General features: G+C 52.7%; 16 protein-coding genes. 3 read left to right on the top strand and 13 right to left on the bottom strand.

The window, feature by feature from the left end:
• Positions 1-20 precede the first annotated feature (20 nt).
• The gene (locus KZZ10_RS09970; RefSeq protein ID WP_259661365.1) at positions 21-785 is read left to right on the top strand and encodes a short-chain dehydrogenase/reductase; all 765 of its coding nucleotides are present in this window, start codon (positions 21-23) and stop codon (positions 783-785) included.
• Between the two features lie 11 nt (positions 786-796).
• Here KZZ10_RS09970 and KZZ10_RS09965 read toward each other — a convergent pair whose 3' ends face one another.
• Genes KZZ10_RS09965 through KZZ10_RS09920 form a run of 10 tightly spaced genes read right to left on the bottom strand, consistent with a single transcriptional unit; the run spans position 797 to position 10,533 of the window.
• A complete protein-coding gene (locus tag KZZ10_RS09965; RefSeq protein ID WP_259661364.1) occupies positions 797-1,762 on the bottom strand; it encodes a Bug family tripartite tricarboxylate transporter substrate binding protein in 966 nt (321 codons plus the stop codon).
• A 51-nt stretch (positions 1,763-1,813) separates the two neighbouring features.
• Positions 1,814-2,923 (bottom strand): CaiB/BaiF CoA transferase family protein, encoded by a 1,110-nt coding sequence (locus KZZ10_RS09960; RefSeq protein ID WP_259661363.1) that lies wholly within the window; start codon positions 2,921-2,923, stop codon positions 1,814-1,816.
• Complete coding sequence (locus KZZ10_RS09955; RefSeq protein ID WP_259661362.1) at positions 2,907-3,578, bottom strand: 3-hydroxyacyl-CoA dehydrogenase family protein; 672 nt, start codon at positions 3,576-3,578, stop codon at positions 2,907-2,909. Before KZZ10_RS09955 ends, KZZ10_RS09960 begins: the two co-directional genes overlap by 17 nt.
• Positions 3,579-3,582: 4 nt before the next feature.
• Entirely contained in the window at positions 3,583-4,458 is an 876-nt protein-coding gene (locus KZZ10_RS09950; protein ID WP_259661361.1) for a 3-hydroxyacyl-CoA dehydrogenase family protein, read from the bottom strand.
• Complete coding sequence (locus KZZ10_RS09945) at positions 4,455-5,630, bottom strand: acyl-CoA dehydrogenase family protein (RefSeq protein ID WP_259661360.1); 1,176 nt, start codon at positions 5,628-5,630, stop codon at positions 4,455-4,457. Before KZZ10_RS09945 ends, KZZ10_RS09950 begins: the two co-directional genes overlap by 4 nt.
• Before the next feature lie 15 nt (positions 5,631-5,645).
• Positions 5,646-6,404: an SDR family NAD(P)-dependent oxidoreductase gene (locus KZZ10_RS09940; RefSeq protein WP_259661359.1), complete on the bottom strand. Its 759-nt coding sequence runs from the start codon at positions 6,402-6,404 to the stop codon at positions 5,646-5,648.
• Between the two features lie 2 nt (positions 6,405-6,406).
• On the bottom strand, positions 6,407-7,189 hold the full coding sequence (locus tag KZZ10_RS09935; protein WP_259661358.1) for an enoyl-CoA hydratase/isomerase family protein: 783 nt from the start codon (positions 7,187-7,189) through the stop codon (positions 6,407-6,409).
• An 8-nt stretch (positions 7,190-7,197) separates the two neighbouring features.
• Entirely contained in the window at positions 7,198-8,880 is a 1,683-nt protein-coding gene (locus tag KZZ10_RS09930; protein ID WP_259661357.1) for a class I adenylate-forming enzyme family protein, read from the bottom strand.
• 33 nt (positions 8,881-8,913) lie between these two features.
• Positions 8,914-9,693, bottom strand: coding sequence for an enoyl-CoA hydratase-related protein (locus KZZ10_RS09925; RefSeq protein WP_259661356.1), 780 nt, complete (start codon positions 9,691-9,693; stop codon positions 8,914-8,916).
• A 57-nt stretch (positions 9,694-9,750) separates the two neighbouring features.
• Complete coding sequence (locus KZZ10_RS09920; protein WP_259661355.1) at positions 9,751-10,533, bottom strand: fumarylacetoacetate hydrolase family protein; 783 nt, start codon at positions 10,531-10,533, stop codon at positions 9,751-9,753.
• Between the two features lie 86 nt (positions 10,534-10,619).
• On the opposite strand from KZZ10_RS09920, the gene KZZ10_RS09915 reads away from it, so the two are divergent.
• On the top strand, positions 10,620-11,159 hold the full coding sequence (locus KZZ10_RS09915; protein ID WP_259661354.1) for a YaeQ family protein: 540 nt from the start codon (positions 10,620-10,622) through the stop codon (positions 11,157-11,159).
• A gap of 13 nt (positions 11,160-11,172) precedes the next feature.
• Here KZZ10_RS09915 and KZZ10_RS09910 read toward each other — a convergent pair whose 3' ends face one another.
• The 3 genes from KZZ10_RS09910 to KZZ10_RS09900 all read right to left on the bottom strand — a co-directional run bounded on the left by KZZ10_RS09910 (position 11,173) and on the right by KZZ10_RS09900 (position 13,391).
• Positions 11,173-11,892, bottom strand: a complete 720-nt coding sequence (locus KZZ10_RS09910; protein ID WP_259661353.1) for a haloacid dehalogenase type II — start codon at positions 11,890-11,892, stop codon at positions 11,173-11,175.
• 2 nt (positions 11,893-11,894) lie between these two features.
• The gene (locus KZZ10_RS09905) at positions 11,895-12,668 is read right to left on the bottom strand and encodes an SDR family NAD(P)-dependent oxidoreductase (RefSeq protein WP_259661352.1); all 774 of its coding nucleotides are present in this window, start codon (positions 12,666-12,668) and stop codon (positions 11,895-11,897) included.
• 63 nt (positions 12,669-12,731) lie between these two features.
• On the bottom strand, positions 12,732-13,391 hold the full coding sequence (locus KZZ10_RS09900; RefSeq protein ID WP_259661351.1) for a DsbA family oxidoreductase: 660 nt from the start codon (positions 13,389-13,391) through the stop codon (positions 12,732-12,734).
• Between the two features lie 146 nt (positions 13,392-13,537).
• Between KZZ10_RS09900 and KZZ10_RS09895 the strand changes: the two genes are divergently transcribed.
• Entirely contained in the window at positions 13,538-14,626 is a 1,089-nt protein-coding gene (locus tag KZZ10_RS09895; protein ID WP_259661350.1) for an isocitrate/isopropylmalate dehydrogenase family protein, read from the top strand.
• Positions 14,627-14,694: the final 68 nt, after the last annotated feature.

The following is a 14,694-nucleotide window of genomic DNA, read 5'->3' as shown; positions in this document are numbered from 1 at the left end:
TTTCAAAAAAAGAGGGTGCGATGGATTCAGGGTTAAAGGGAAAGGTAGCTCTTGTCACAGGTGGCTCAAAGGGGATTGGTTTTGCGATTGCCCAGGCGCTGGCGGCTGAGGGCTGTCATCTGCGCTTAGCGGCGCGCGATATAGTTTCCTTAAATGTGGCGCGCGATGCAATCAAGTCCAGTTACCCAGTAGAGGTGGAGGTGCAGTCGGCAAACCTGTCAGAGGCGGGAGCGGCCGAGACCTTAGCTGCAGCTTTTCCCGAGACCGATATCTTGATAAACAGCGCGGGCGCGATTGCACGTGGGAGTTTGTTGAATATTGATCCTGCCGGTTTCCGCGAAGGCTTTGAAGGCAAGGTGACCGCAAGCATGATGCTTAGCCGAGCCCTTTATCCAAATATGATCAAACGTAAGTATGGCGTGATCGTCAATATCATTGGTATTGCCGGAGAAAAACTCAACCCTAATTCGATCGGCACCTCAGTGGCGAATGCTGCGCTCATCGCCTTTACAAAAGCGTTTGGTGCGGAGAGCGTTGACCACGGCGTGCGTGTGTTGGGAATTAATCCCGGTTTGATACACACTGGTCGTACAGATAACCTGTTGCATCCAAAAACCGAAGTCGATCGCCAAGCCTATGCAAAGGTTATGGCGAATCTTCCGTATGGCCGCATGGGAAAGCCAGAGGAGGTCGCAAGCCTGGCTGTGTTTTTGGCGTCTGATGCGGCCAAATACATCAGTGGCGACGTGATCTCGGTGGATGCGGGTACGCGCTTTCGCGCGTAACCTAAGCGTACTTACTCTGGTTTGATGCCGATCTGTTTGACCAGATCGCCCCAGACTTTGTCTTCTTTTTCGAGAAACTTAGCGAATTGTTGCGGTGTATCGGTGCTGCTTTGCGCACCGATCTCGGCGATACGCTTGACCATCGCAGGAGAGGCCATGACTTTCATGACTTCTGCGTAAAGTCGATCTACGATTGGTTTTGGAGTGCCTGCAGGCAAGAAGAGTGCGTACCACTCATACAACTCAAAGCCTGGGAAACCTGACTCCGCGATCGTTGGGATATCCTTTAAGGCCTCAGGTCGTGTCGCACCCGTCGTTGCGATAGGACGAAGCTTTCCACTTTTAACGTGTGGAATCGTAGAGGTTGGGCTGTTGATCAACATCTGGATATGTCCAGCAAGCAGATCTGTGAGTGCTGGACCGCCACCCTTGTAGCCGATCTCGGTGATGTCTACGGCGGCAAGCTTAATCAGGTATTGCATAGAGAGCTGGCCCGAGGTCAGGCCACCTGGTGTACCGTAAGCCAAGGAGCCTGGTTTCGCTTTTGCGAGAGCAACGAGTTCTTGTAGATTCTTGGCAGGCACACTAGGGTTGACGGTAAGAATGCCAGGCATCAGCGCGAGCATTGCAAGGGGAGTGAAGTCCTTCTTGGTGTCGTAAGGCAGGCTCTTGGTGATGTGCGGATTAATGGCGTGCGCACTAATGAACAGACCAATTGTGTTTCCATCAGGCGCCGCCCTTGCAACCTCACGGGTCGCAATTGTGCTGTTCGCACCTGGTTTATTTACTACGAGCACGGGCTGTCCGAGTGCTTTGGAGAGATCGGGAGCGATCGCTCGTGCCAGTACGTCTGAGGTGCCGCCAGGTGCAAAGGTGACGATGATTTGAATGGGCTTATTCGGCCAGTCAGTTTGTGCGAAGCTTGAGAGCGCGAAACTGCTCGCCGCAAGTGCAAATAAGAACTTAATTTTTTTCATCTAAAGTCTCCAAGTGTTATCTGTTTTAGTTTTAATCGTCTGCCGCGTATCTTATTTCAAAACCTCTTGCGTGTGCGCACCCAGTTTGGGACTAGTGTTATCGGGGTTTTCGCTAAGAAAGACCGCGCTAATAGGTGTTGGCAAGGCCGGCATGCGTTGTCCGCTGGCGGCAATGAGCCCTCGCTTAAAGACTCCGCGCACATTAAAGTGCGGATCTGAGACGGCTTGCTCCAGTCCAATGACCTCTGTGACGCAAGTATCTTTTCCTTCAAACTTCTCGAGCCAATAAGCCGCGGGCTGTTGAGCGATGATTTTTGCGACACTGGCTTTCACAAGTGCTGGATTGTCGATATGTTCCAGCTCAGTCGCGCCAAGAATATTCAGAAAGTTATTCCAGAATTTATCTTCAAGCGGAGCGGCAGCAAGGTATTTGTTGTCAGCTGTTTGATAGATCTGATAGCGCGGACTGCCGCCGGTTACCAGTTCGTCTCCTGGTCTGGGCCACTGACCGGCCGCCCAACCTGCGCCTAAACCCCAGTACATCAGCGGGAACAGATTGTCAGACATGGACACATCAAGATGGCAGCCAGTGCCGTTTTGATCGCGGCTGCGCAGCCCCAAAAGAATATTCATGACCGCCGGATAGGCGCCGGCCGCTAAGTCGGCGGTAAGCACTGGCGGCACAAAAGGCGCGCCTGCTTTGTCGCCTCCCAGACCAACCATCCCGGTACGAGACTGATAATTCATGTCGTGTGCCGCAACCTGCGCGTAGGGGCCGTGCTGACCAAAGCCAGTGATTGAACAGTAGATAATTCTTGGATTGATCGCCTTGGCAGCCTCGTATCCTAAACCCAGGCGATCCATCACGCCCGGCCTAAATTGTTCAACGATGACATCTGCCTCGGCGATCAGACGTTCAATTTTTGCGCGCGTTGCTGAATCCTTTAGATCTGCGACGATCGATTTTTTTCCACGATTCAGAAGGCAAAAATTTACGCTGTCAGGGCCAACCTTTGGTTCGTAATCCCGCATATCGTCGCCCGACGCGCGCTCGATCTTAATGACATCTGCGCCCGCATCCGCTAGCAGAAGCGTACACATGGGTCCCGGCAAGAGCGTACTGAAGTCCAGTACTTTGACCCCCTCAAGCGGTTGCATCATCGTCCTCAATCAAAAGATTCTGTTTTAGCCAAGCGTTGCGCGCACGTCTGGCGGGCGCATAGGCTTCTTGACCAAGCTGCTCATAGAGGTCTTGTGTGACCTCGAAATGATGATGCAGGCCAGAGCGGTTGAGAAGGGCGATGGGACCGTCCGGGTATCCGAGACCAAGTCTAAGGGTCATGTCCATGTCGTTGGCTGTTGCGAGCCCCTCGTCTAGACGACGCAGCGCTGCGTTGTAATAAGGACGCACGAGACGATTCAGAATTCTGCCTGGAAAATCATGACAAACTGCCACGACCAGTCCGGCAGCCTCAAATGCCGCGCGCGCGGCGGCAAGCGCTTGATCGCTGGTGTAGGGCTTGCGCACGAGCTCCACGAGCTTTGTCGGCGCATCATCACCTATACGGAAACGTGCAAATCCAAGCACATTCTGAGGACCGTTGTCGTCATCAATATGAACACCTAAACATTCGTTGCCTAGTTCGATCGCGATGAATGCCGCCTTCTCGTGATCAAACACTGAATTTGCAAAGGCGTCTGCGGCATCTTGGCCGAGGTAGACCAAGCTATTGCCTTTGGAATCCGCTTGATTGATAAACGCATGCTTGTCTGGAAAAGAGTGACTGTCACCCGCTGCGATGATTTGATAGGTCATGCTGTCAGGCTCCAAAAATCTTGTTGCTATCGTAGGTGTGGAAACCCTTGCCGGATTTGCGGCCGAGGCGTCCTGCACCAATCATGCGCTTGACCAGCGGCGGGCAGGCGGCTCTGGGTTCGTTCGTCACCCCATGAAGTGCTTCACACAACAAGAGCTGCGTATCCATACCCACCATATCAAGTAGTTCAAGGGGGCCTAAGGGATAGCCCAGTGCTGTCTTGACGGCAAGATCGATATCGGCAGGTTCGGCGACCCCTTGGTCGATTAAGTTAATCACGTCGTTGTGCCATGGGACGAGAAAGTAATTAAGAATAAAGCCTGGGGTATCACGCGTGCGTACCGGACGTTGTCCCAATGCTTCGCACAGCTGCCAGGCACGCTTAAAGGTTTCGTCTGAGGTGTTCATGCCCGGGGACATTTCCACAAGTTTCATGAGCTGCGCGGGTAAGCAGAAATGCATTCCTACAAAACGATCGTCGCGACCTGTTCCACCGGCAATTTCGGTAATGGAAATTGTCGAGGTATTTGAGGCAAAAATCGTATGCGCAGGGCAAACGCCATTGAGTTGTTTGAAAATTGCGTGCTTAACTTTGAGGTCTTCGAATACGGCCTCAATGACTAAGTCGCAATCGCTGAAGTCCTGGATGTTGGTGGTGGTTAAGAACTGCGCCATAATCAGCGTGTCTTCGCCCTCGGCCAGCTTACCGCGCTCGACAGATTTTTTTAAGAAGGCGGCTGCTTGTTTCCGAGCGTTTTCTAGTGGCTCAGGCTTCAAGTCGTAAATGCGCGTTTTAAAGCCGGCACGGGCTGCCACGATGGCAATGCCGGTACCCATCGTGCCGCAGCCAACAATACCAATAGTTTGCGTGGCGTTCATTTTTTATCCTTGCGTAAGAAACTGCGTCCAATTAGTTGTCGATGGACTTGGTTCGTGCCTTCCCAAATTTGAGTAATCTTCGCGTCGCGCATCAGACGCTCTACACGATAGTCCTTGCAATAGCCGTAGCCACCTAAGAACTGCACCGCGTCAGTTGCCATGCGCATTGCAAGATCAGTCGCCTTTAACTTTAGGATCGAGGCTTCGATACCCACGTCGGGCGCGTCGTCCTGAATCAGTTGTGCGACACGCCAAAGCCAGGACTCGACCAGTACGAGTTCGGCTGCGAGATCGGCAACATTGAACTGTAACCCTTGAAACTCGAGTAAGCGTTTGCCGGACTGGCTGCGATTATTCATGTATTCAATCGCATCTTCAAAGGCAGCGCGCGCAATGCCTAGGGCATGGGCTGCGACGCTCGGTCTGGATTTGTTCAGGGAAGCAAGCAGAATCTTAAGACCATCACCGGGTGCGCAGAGTAGGTTCGCGCGGGGGATGCGGGCATGATCGAAGGCGAGTGAGGCCGTGCCAGAGGCGCGTGTGCCCATCTTGTCTTCAGTGCCAGTGACGCTGAAGCCGGGTGTGCCTTTTTCTAGCACAACGGCAGAGATGGATTCTTTGCTACCAGGAATCTCGCTCCACTTGCCGAACATAATGTAGAGGTCAGAGACGTCTCCATTAGAGATGAATATCTTGCTCCCATTGACGATGATCGAGTCTCCATCTGGTGTGAAGGTTGTCTTCATCCCTGTGGCGTCGGAGCCCGCTGTGGGTTCGGTAATCACAAGAGAAGCTAGTCCGCCTTCCGCGATGCGGGGAAGCAGACGATTTTTTTGCTCTTCGTTACCAAAGTCCATTAAAGGTTTGATTGCGTGAAAATTTGTTGCCCAGATAATGCCAGTTGAAGCGCAGGCTTGGCTCAGCTCACGTACGCAGGCGAGATAGCATGCGTATGAGAGTGGAGCGCCGCCGTACTCTTCAGGAATAAACATCGCGTTCAGACCGAGCGCATTGATCTCTTGGACGTTATCCCAAGGAAATTCTCCAGACTTGTCATAGGCGGCAGCACGTGGAGCTATTTTTTCGCGCGCAAGCTGTCGGACGGAATCAAGCAACATAGACTCCTCTTGATTCCAGTTTTGTGCGGCGTCGAGGCGGGTTAATACATTCATGATGCGTGTCCGAAGTTATTGCAACATACCGTGCCCACCATCGATATAGATGGTCTCTCCGGTCATGTAGGGTGAGTTCAGTACAAAAAGCGAGGTCACGAGTTGACCGACATCTTGCGCATTACCGGGGACACCAGCGGGAATGCGCTTGGACAGAAATTCGCCAAGCGGACCTTTCTCGATCATCTCGCGGTTAAAGTCAGTCTGAATGTAGCCAGGCGCCACATTCAATACGCGAATCGCTTTCGACGCCCATTCAACGGCCATGCAGCGCGTCATCGCAGCAACAGCCGCTTTCGTTGCGCAATAGGTGAGGTGTTGCTTGATACCAAGCTTGTCAAAAAATGAGCCGATATTAACGATCAAACCGCCTTTGTTTTCAAGCAAGTGAGGGTATACCACCTGACTTGCGGCAAGGACTGAATAGGCATTCACATCCATGACGTTCTTGAACTCCGCTTCCGCGATATTCTCAACGCGACCTTGCGAATGTATTCCTGCATTATTGACTAGCCCAACGATTGGTTGGCCACTACGCTTCACGACATCGCTGAAGGCTTCTTTTAATTGCTCAGGACGACTGACATCACATTTTGCGCTAAACCACTGTGAGCGATCGGCTTCGGTGGCGCCCTCGACTTGGGGAGCTTCACCCGATCGCGATAGGCACCCTACGGTATAGCCTGCACGTACTAACCCAAGCGAAATTGCGGCACCGATGCCGCGACTTGCCCCAGTCACGATGATGCAACCCTTTGAAGTTGAGACAGTCATTGCTATTGATCCTTGAATACAGGAGGCCGTTTTTCTAGAAAAGCGGACATGCCTTCCGTCGCATCCCCTGAACGAAAAGCCAGTGTTGAACAATCGCGTTCGATCCGAAGCCCTTCGGCAAGCGTGGTTTGCATGCCGCGCAGGATAGCCTGCTTAGCCATGTCCAGCGCGATCAGCCCATGTTTGAGGTAGGGCTTTAAAAACTCGCGACCGACAGCGGTAGGATCTTGTGAGTCGACGACGCGCGTGACAAGTCCGATGCGCTCGGCTTCGGTTGCATCGACTGTGCGCGCGGACAAAATCATATCCATTGCGCGATCTTGGCCAATCAACCGAGGTAGACGTTGCGTGCCGCCGTATCCAGGGATGAGACCAAGTTTGAGTTCAGGTAGCCCCATTTTGGCGCCGGCGGTTGCGACGCGAAAGGTGCAAGATAGCGCGAGCTCAAGTCCACCACCGAAGGCGTAGCCGTGGATGACTGCGACTGAAGGGACGCGCAATGCGGCCAAACGATCAAAGACGCTCTGACCAAAGCGCGCGCCTTCATGTTCTTGCATTAAGGTACGCCCCATGAGCTCAGTGATATCTGCCCCCGCACAAAAAGATTTCTCACCTTCGCCGGTCACAAAGACGCCGCGTACCTGACCCGCCTCGATGCCTTCTTCAATTTTTCCCAAGGTAGTGTTGAGCTGACCGAGTATTTCAAAGCTCAAGGCGTTGAGTGCTTTAGGACGATTCAAATGCAGGTGAGCGAGTTGGTCCGCAATAGTAAGTTCAATGGCCATAAGGGTTCCTAGGTGCTACGAGCTGATTCAGGATTCTTCCAGCGTACGGGGGTAGGCTGCAGGTCGCCGCGTTTTGCCATCTCTACCAGTTCACGTTTCAGGATTTTGCCACTGGCAGTTAAGGGAAACGCTGGCATCACGATAAAGAACTCGGGCATGTCGTACTTTGACAAACCAACGGCGTACAGGTGCTGCAGGACTTCCTCGGGATTGAGATCGTCATCTGTGCGTTTGAGGACAGCTAGGCATACACGTTCACCTAGCCGATCATCGGCGATCGGGAATGCTGCAGCCTTAACGATGTTTGCGTGCCGATGCGCTAAGTCCTCAATGCGTGCTGGATGAATATTGTGTCCGCCGCGGATAATCAGATCTTTCTTGCGACCGACGATTTGCAGGCATCCTTGTTCGTCCAAGACACCCAGGTCCCCACTCATGAACCAGCCCGAGCTATTGAAGGAGCGTTCGGTCGCCGTCTGATCGTCGAAGTAGCCTAAGGTTAAGACACCACCTCGTCCGCCGATCTCACCGACTTGACCGATCGGCACTTCATTGTCCGGATGTTCTGCATCAAAAATACGAACTTCATAACCAAGACCGGAGCGACCGCAGGTCGCGACAATCGTGTTGGTCGGGTCAGTGGGTAAGGTGTATTGGTGTGAGCCGTTTTCTGTCATGCCGTACACGTTCTGCGGGGTAATGCCAATGCGCAGAAACTGCTCGGCGACTTCTCGTGGAATGGGGGAGCCTGCCATGTAAAAAGATTTCACCTGGCCGAGTGTTGAGAGCCCACGTTTGCGGAACTCTTCAAGAATATCCATGGCATGGGTTGGGACCCCCATCACATAAGTCGCTTGGCTGCCGATGATCCACTCAATGGCGGGTATCCCCGATGCGTAGTTATGAATGGCGAGTTGCATGCCGGCGCTTAACCATTGTTCGGCTGCTACGGTGCCGATGTGATGGCTAAGCGGACTTAGCGTCAACAGGATGGTGTCCGTATTGTGATGCCAGTCTTTCACCATGCTGCGACCATTCGCTAGCAAGGTGTTGTCACTGTGCATCACACCTTTTGGTAAGCCTGTTGTACCAGAGGTAAATGCCAGATAGACGATCTTGTCTGGATTCTCTACTGGTGCAGGTTGTGAGCCGACATTAGCCGCTTCCTTGGGGTAGGGTACGGTTCCCACGATTGGCGAAGCTGCTTGATCGAAGTGCGCACCACACACGAAGGTCGCACGCAGAGACTTCACTTCACCGAGTTTTTCAAAAACTGGATGTTTGGCAGCATCCGATCCATAGCCTGGGGTTGTAAAGAAGGCCTTGCAGTCAACACGCTTGAGTAATGTGATGATTTCATCTGCCGTGTAACTTTGATGCATTGAGGGGCAACACACATAGCCGTTACGCGAACAGGCCAACAAAATCATGACGCTTTCTACTCGGCTGGGCAACCAAATTGCGACACGGTCGCCAGCCTGAAGGCCTGTGTTGTGCAGTGTCTCAGCCAAGGCCTCGACGGCATGGAACACTTCACGCCACGTGAGCGTCGTGAAGTTATCTCGCAACGCCACGGCGCTTGGTCTTTGTGCGACGTGCTTTGCCAGCAAGCCGTACATCGTGTCGTGTTGCCATGCTCCGCTTGCGTAATGCTCGCGCGTTTTTTGTGGATCATGCAAAGTCAGCATCATGATCGGATGATTCCTTTCAGCGTAGGCAAGCCGTTATTGACCAAACTTAGAGGCGTCAGGCTTACGACGCTCAGCAAAGGACGCGGCCATTTCGTCGTGCTCCTCTGTGTCGAGGTATCCGCGCAAAAGTAAATCATGTGCCATGCGTGAAAGGCCACCGACACCTCCATGACGTGCATTGAAGGCTGCTTTGATCGAGGCGAGTGCGAACGCACCGCGGTCAGCGATTTCAAGTGCCCATTTGCGTGTTTCGGCGCGGAGCTCCGCTGCCGGCACAACCCGGTTAATCAAGCCCATATCCACGGCTTGTTGTGGCGAGATCTTGGGGTTCGAGTACCACATCTCTTTTGCTCGTTTCTTACCGATCAAGTCTTCCAGATACCAGGTGCCGTAACCTGCATCAAAGCTGCCTACCATCGGTCCTACTTGACGGAACATAGCGTTGTCAGCGGCGATGGTGACGTCACACACCATCTGTAAAACGTTGCCTCCTCCAACTGCGTAGCCATTCACAGAAGCGATCACGGGTTTTTGCAGACGATCAATGCTTTCGTACATTTCGAGCGTTGGTAGAACGCCCGCATAGAGTTGCGTGTCTTCCATGCCGTCCTTGCGGCCACCCAAACAAAAAAAGCGGTCGCCTGCACCCGTCAGTACGATGACGCGAGTACGGGTTTCCCTTCTAATTTCATTGATGCAATCGCGAATTTCGTGGCACATCTTTTCGGTAAACATATTGCCATCTTGAGGGCGATTTAAGGTGATGGTACCGATGGGACCATCTTCTTCGTAAATAATTTCGTCGAACTTCACGGGTTGTCTCCAGTAAATAAAATTTGAATTGTTGATTTAATTAAGAATGTATCTGATTTAGAGTTGAACGCTAGCAGTACCGATCCCGTCAAACTGGGCAACGACTAAGTCACCGGCTTGGGCTGCGGGCATACCGCACCAGCTGCCAGTAGTCACAATTGAGCCTGCAGGCAAGGTGACGTTACCGTTAGTGGCATGTTGTATCCAAAAGGGGATGACCCAGCGTGGATCCTGTAACGAATGGGTTCCGATAAACTCGCGCGTTGGGTTGTCCCCGATTTTTACGGTGCAGCGTTGCTTGGACCAGTCTCGATGTACCTCGCGTTCGCTGTAGGGTAGCCAGTCACCTAAGACTAACGCGCCGTGCGATTGCATGTCAGCAAGTTTGAGTAGCGGCGAAGCTTTGTCGTTCTGGATCCAGCGCGAGTCGACAAGTTCGATAGAGACTGTCAGTGCATCGATAAGGCCATGACCTTGTTCTTGTGTCATATTGACTGCTTCTTGAGCCGTCACGCTGCGTTTGGTTTTGAAGGCGATTTCAATTTCGATCAAGCGGATATTGAAGGCGTGATCGCCTGCTTTGGCCGGGCTTGACCAAATACCGCTTTCGAGCAGTGCCGTGTTGGCGATGTCACTTTGCCTAGAGGGCCCACCTGACTTCCAGAAGCGCGCTGGTATACGTTGGTTGGGCGCAAGCGCCTCCAACACCTGCTCCTGCACTGCTTGTGCCTCTTGTGCGTTCTGTAGCTCAGTTAACAAGGGCGTAGGATCGATGGGGCTCTTGTCAGCCCGAGCTGCAAGCAAGGCATGTGTGACTGCAGCAATATGCGAATTTGTCATTAAATTTCACTCTGTGGTCGGGAATCAAGGATAATCCAGATCTCTCTTGCCGGCACCCCGCTGTCGTCCACAATCTAAGAATTCCTATGGCTCTGCGTGCAACGATTTATAAGGCTGAACTCAACGTGGCGGACTCGGATCGTCACTATTACGGAAGCCATGCGCTGACCTTGGCTAGGCATCCCTCCGAGACGGATGAGCGCATGATGGTGCGCTTGCTCGCGTTTGCCCTGTATGCACAAGAGGATCTGGCATTCACAAAGGGTTTGAGCGACACGGACGAGCCCGATGTTTGGCTCAAGGACTTAACTGGCGCGATCGATCTGTGGATAGAGGTGGGTCAACCTGAGGAGCGCCGCATCCTCAAGGCCTGCGGTCGCGCTAAGCAAGTTGTTGTTTATTGTTATGCGGGACATAACAGTAAGCTTTGGTGGGAGTCTGTGCGCAGTAAACTCGAACGCACGCGTAATCTTCGCGTGGTCTGCCTGCCTTCAGAACAAACAAAAGAGCTTGCTTCCTGGGCGCAGCGCACGATGACACTGCACGTAAACATTCAGGATGGTGAGCTATTTGTGTCAAGTGATCGAGGTCAGCTCACCATTGAGCAAGAGGTCTGGCGGGAGTAGCCCCAACGCTGCTTTAGACACCCATCTGGGTAGCGAGATCTCGGATGTCTTTGGCGACAATATCCCAGTTCTCTGAAGCACTTAGATTGGTCTTTTGTTCAGGGCCATGTTCTGTCGGTCGTGGCCAAAAAGCCGTTTTTAGTCCCACTTTGCGCGCCGCGGCTAAGTCGTCATTGTGTGCGGCACACATCATGACTTCGCTTGGGTCGAGTTGCAGGATATTGGCAACGCCCAAGTAAGACTGTGGCTGCGGTTTGTAGCAACGAAACACCTCGGTCGACAGGTTCAAATCCCAAGGCAAGCCTGTGTATTTGGCGATGTCGGTCAGCAGCGAAACATTTCCGTTAGACAGTGGCGCAATAATGTATTTGCTCTTTAGGCGTGTCAGACCTGCAACGGCATCTGGCCAGCCGTCCAGCCGATGCCAAACCTTATTGACATGCTGGCGTTGGGCTTCTGTCATTTTCTCAAGACCAAACTCTGGCAATAATTGCTCGAGTGACTCACGGTGTAATACATCAAGAATGGTCCATTCCCTCTGGCCGCTCCGTACTTTTTCCATTGAGGGCTGGTAGAGCGAGCGCCACTTCACCGCAAGTGCAGTCCAGTCGCAGCTGTAGCCGTTCTCTGCGCCCCAACGAGTGAGATCGCGCGTAATGCTGCCGCGCCAGTCCACGACGGAGCCAAAGGTGTCGAACACCATTGCTTTAACGCTAGAGGTGAGTGCGCTCATGATTACATGACCGCCGAGGTGCCGCCGTCAAGATTGACGCTGCTGCCCGTGACGTAGCTCGAAGCCTCTGAAGAAAAGAACGCCACGACGTTAGCGACCTCTTCGGCGCGACCTACACGACCGAGTGGAACCTCTTTGCCCTGTTTTTCGTACAGCTCTTCGACGGGAATTCCCGCTTTTGCTGCCTTACGCTCATGTTGACCTGCGCGAATCAGACCGATACATACGCTGTTGACCAAAATGTTGTCTGCTGCAAATTCTTTAGACAGTGCTTTGGTCATTGCCAAGCCTGCCGCACGCGTCACAGTGGTAGGCATAGACTTGGCCTTGGGTTGTTTGGCGCCGATATTTGTGACGTTGATAATGCGACCCCATTTGTTTTTGCGCATTTCTGGAATCGCGAGGCGCGACAAACGAATCGCAGCGAATAATTTAAGATCAAAATCAGCCTGCCAGTCTTTGTCGGTCACTGATTCAAACTCGCCGGTCGCTGAGGTACCAGCGTTATTGATCAGAATATCAATACGCCCATAAGCCTTCAGGACCTCTTGGATGATACGAGCACACTCTGCGTCCTGGCTGACGTCTGCTGCAATGGCTAGCACTTTGCCGCCCGCTGCGCGGATTTCTGCAGCAACTTGATCCAAAAGTTCACGGCCGCGTGCAGCGATCACCACGGTGGCGCCTTCTTCGGCTAGCTTGATCGCACAGGCCTTACCGATGCCTTGTGATCCGCCTGTCACGAGTGCGACCCGATTTTTTAGTCCGAGATCCATTTGATGTCTCCGTTGAGATATTTGTAAATTGTTATCAGTTTTACCGAAATACCGGACTGCTGACTAGTTATTTTGATTCTCGGCAGCGACTTGCCTGAGTGCTTGTTCGAAGGCGTCAGCAGGCTGCGCGCCTTGCAGCAAGTATTTCTCGTTAACGATGATCGAGGGGACAGAATGAATCCCCATCGAGGTGTATTTCACTTGCTGTGCGCGTACCTCTGCAGCGAACTCATCGGTCGCCAAGATACTTGCCGCACGGTCTGTGTCTAATTCCGCGCGGCTGACTGCGTCGAGAACGTTCTTGGGATCATCCAGATCGACCGCCAACTGAAAGTAGGTGATGAGTAATTCACGTTTAAGGCGATGCTGCGCTTGTGCACCATGTTCAAGTCCGGCCCAATACAACAATCTGTGTGCATTAAATGTGTTGTAGACGTGTTTGCGCCCTTCGGGATGGAAGGGATACCCCACCGCCGCGGCGCGCGCCTTAATGTCGTTTTGCGTGGCGCGCACTTGCTCAACCGTTTTGCCATATTTTTGGGTGAGATGTTCAAAAACCTCTTGTCCGCCCGGTGGCATATCGGGATTTAACTCGAAGGGTTGGAAGTGAATCTCAACTTCAAACTCGTCACCAATATTTTTGATGGCTTGTTCGAGGCCGCCGAGACCAACCGCGCACCAGGGGCACGCAATATCTGAAACATAATCAATTTTGACAGTCATGGGCTTTCCGAGTTTGTGCGCGCATTACATTCGTGCCATGTTAGCCCAATTGCCCGTTGGAGAAGGGTTTGAAGCCTGTATCATGGGAAAATTCCTTGCTTGTTAATTAGCCACTTTTGTGTGCGCCACCGTTCAGGAGAGATGTAATGCTTGCCAAATATCAAGTCGCCACAATCGAAGGGGATGGCATCGGTCCCGAAGTTTGTCAGGCAGCAGTTCTGGTCTTGAAGGAGGCGTTAGGGGAAGGCATCGTTTCGTTTGATGATTTTCCTGGGGGCGCAACCCATTACGTAAAGTCTGGCCAAGTGCTTCCGCCTGACACGTTTGAAGCCTGTAAAAATGCACACGCTATGTTGCATGGTGCAGCGGGTTTGCCCAATGTGACCTATCCCGACGGTACTGAGGTGGGCAACGATCTGCATTTGCAGTTGCGGTTCAAGCTCGACTTATACGCCAATGTGCGACCAATTCGGTTGTATCAAGCGGACTTTTCACCACTCAAGAATCGCCGTGCCGGGGACATTGATTATGTCATCGTGCGAGAGAACACGGAAGGTTTATACGCAAGTCGAGGCGCTGGCGTATTGCTGCGCGGGGAAGTCGCGACGGACACGCTGGTGCTCACTCGAAAAGGTTGCGAGCGGATTGCACGTTTTGCTTTTGACTTGTCACGCAAGCGAAACGGTGCGCCGTCTGATCACAAGCGACGAATAACGGTATGCGATAAGGCCAACATCCTGCGCAGCTACGCCTTCTTTCGTTCGGTGTGTGATGATGTTGCGAAAGACTATCCTGACGTGTCAATTGACTACTCGTATGTCGACGCAATGACAGTGCATTTAGTAAAACGTCCCGAGTTTTATGATGTGATCGTGGCAGAAAACCTTTTTGGGGACATCATTTCGGACTTGGGCGCAGCAACGGTCGGTGGAATGGGTATCGCCCCTTCTGGCGAGCTTGGTGACCACCACGGCTTATTTCAGGGGGCGCATGGGTCTGCCCCTGATATTGCTGGCCAAAACATTGCGAGTCCCTTAGCGACGATTTTGTCGGGCTCGTTCATGCTGCAGTGGTTGGGGGATCGCCATGCTGATCCTCGTTTGACTGAGGCGTCACAGCGAGTGGATCGGGCGGTCGAGCTTACCTTGGCACAAGGAAAGACGATTCCGAGAGATTTGGGCGGCTTGGCGTCATGCACCGAGATGACGCAGGCGATTTGCAGAAACTTAAAGTAAGCCTTGCAGCGGAGGGATTGCTGAGGTTTACCCGTATAAAATGATAAGTTCAGGCATATAAGCTAGGA

The organism is Zwartia hollandica (assembly GCF_019923725.1).
GTDB lineage: Bacteria > Pseudomonadota > Gammaproteobacteria > Burkholderiales > Burkholderiaceae_B > Zwartia > Zwartia hollandica.
The sequence above is the reverse complement of the archived record's forward strand: the minus strand, read 5'-3'. Positions and strand labels throughout refer to the sequence as shown.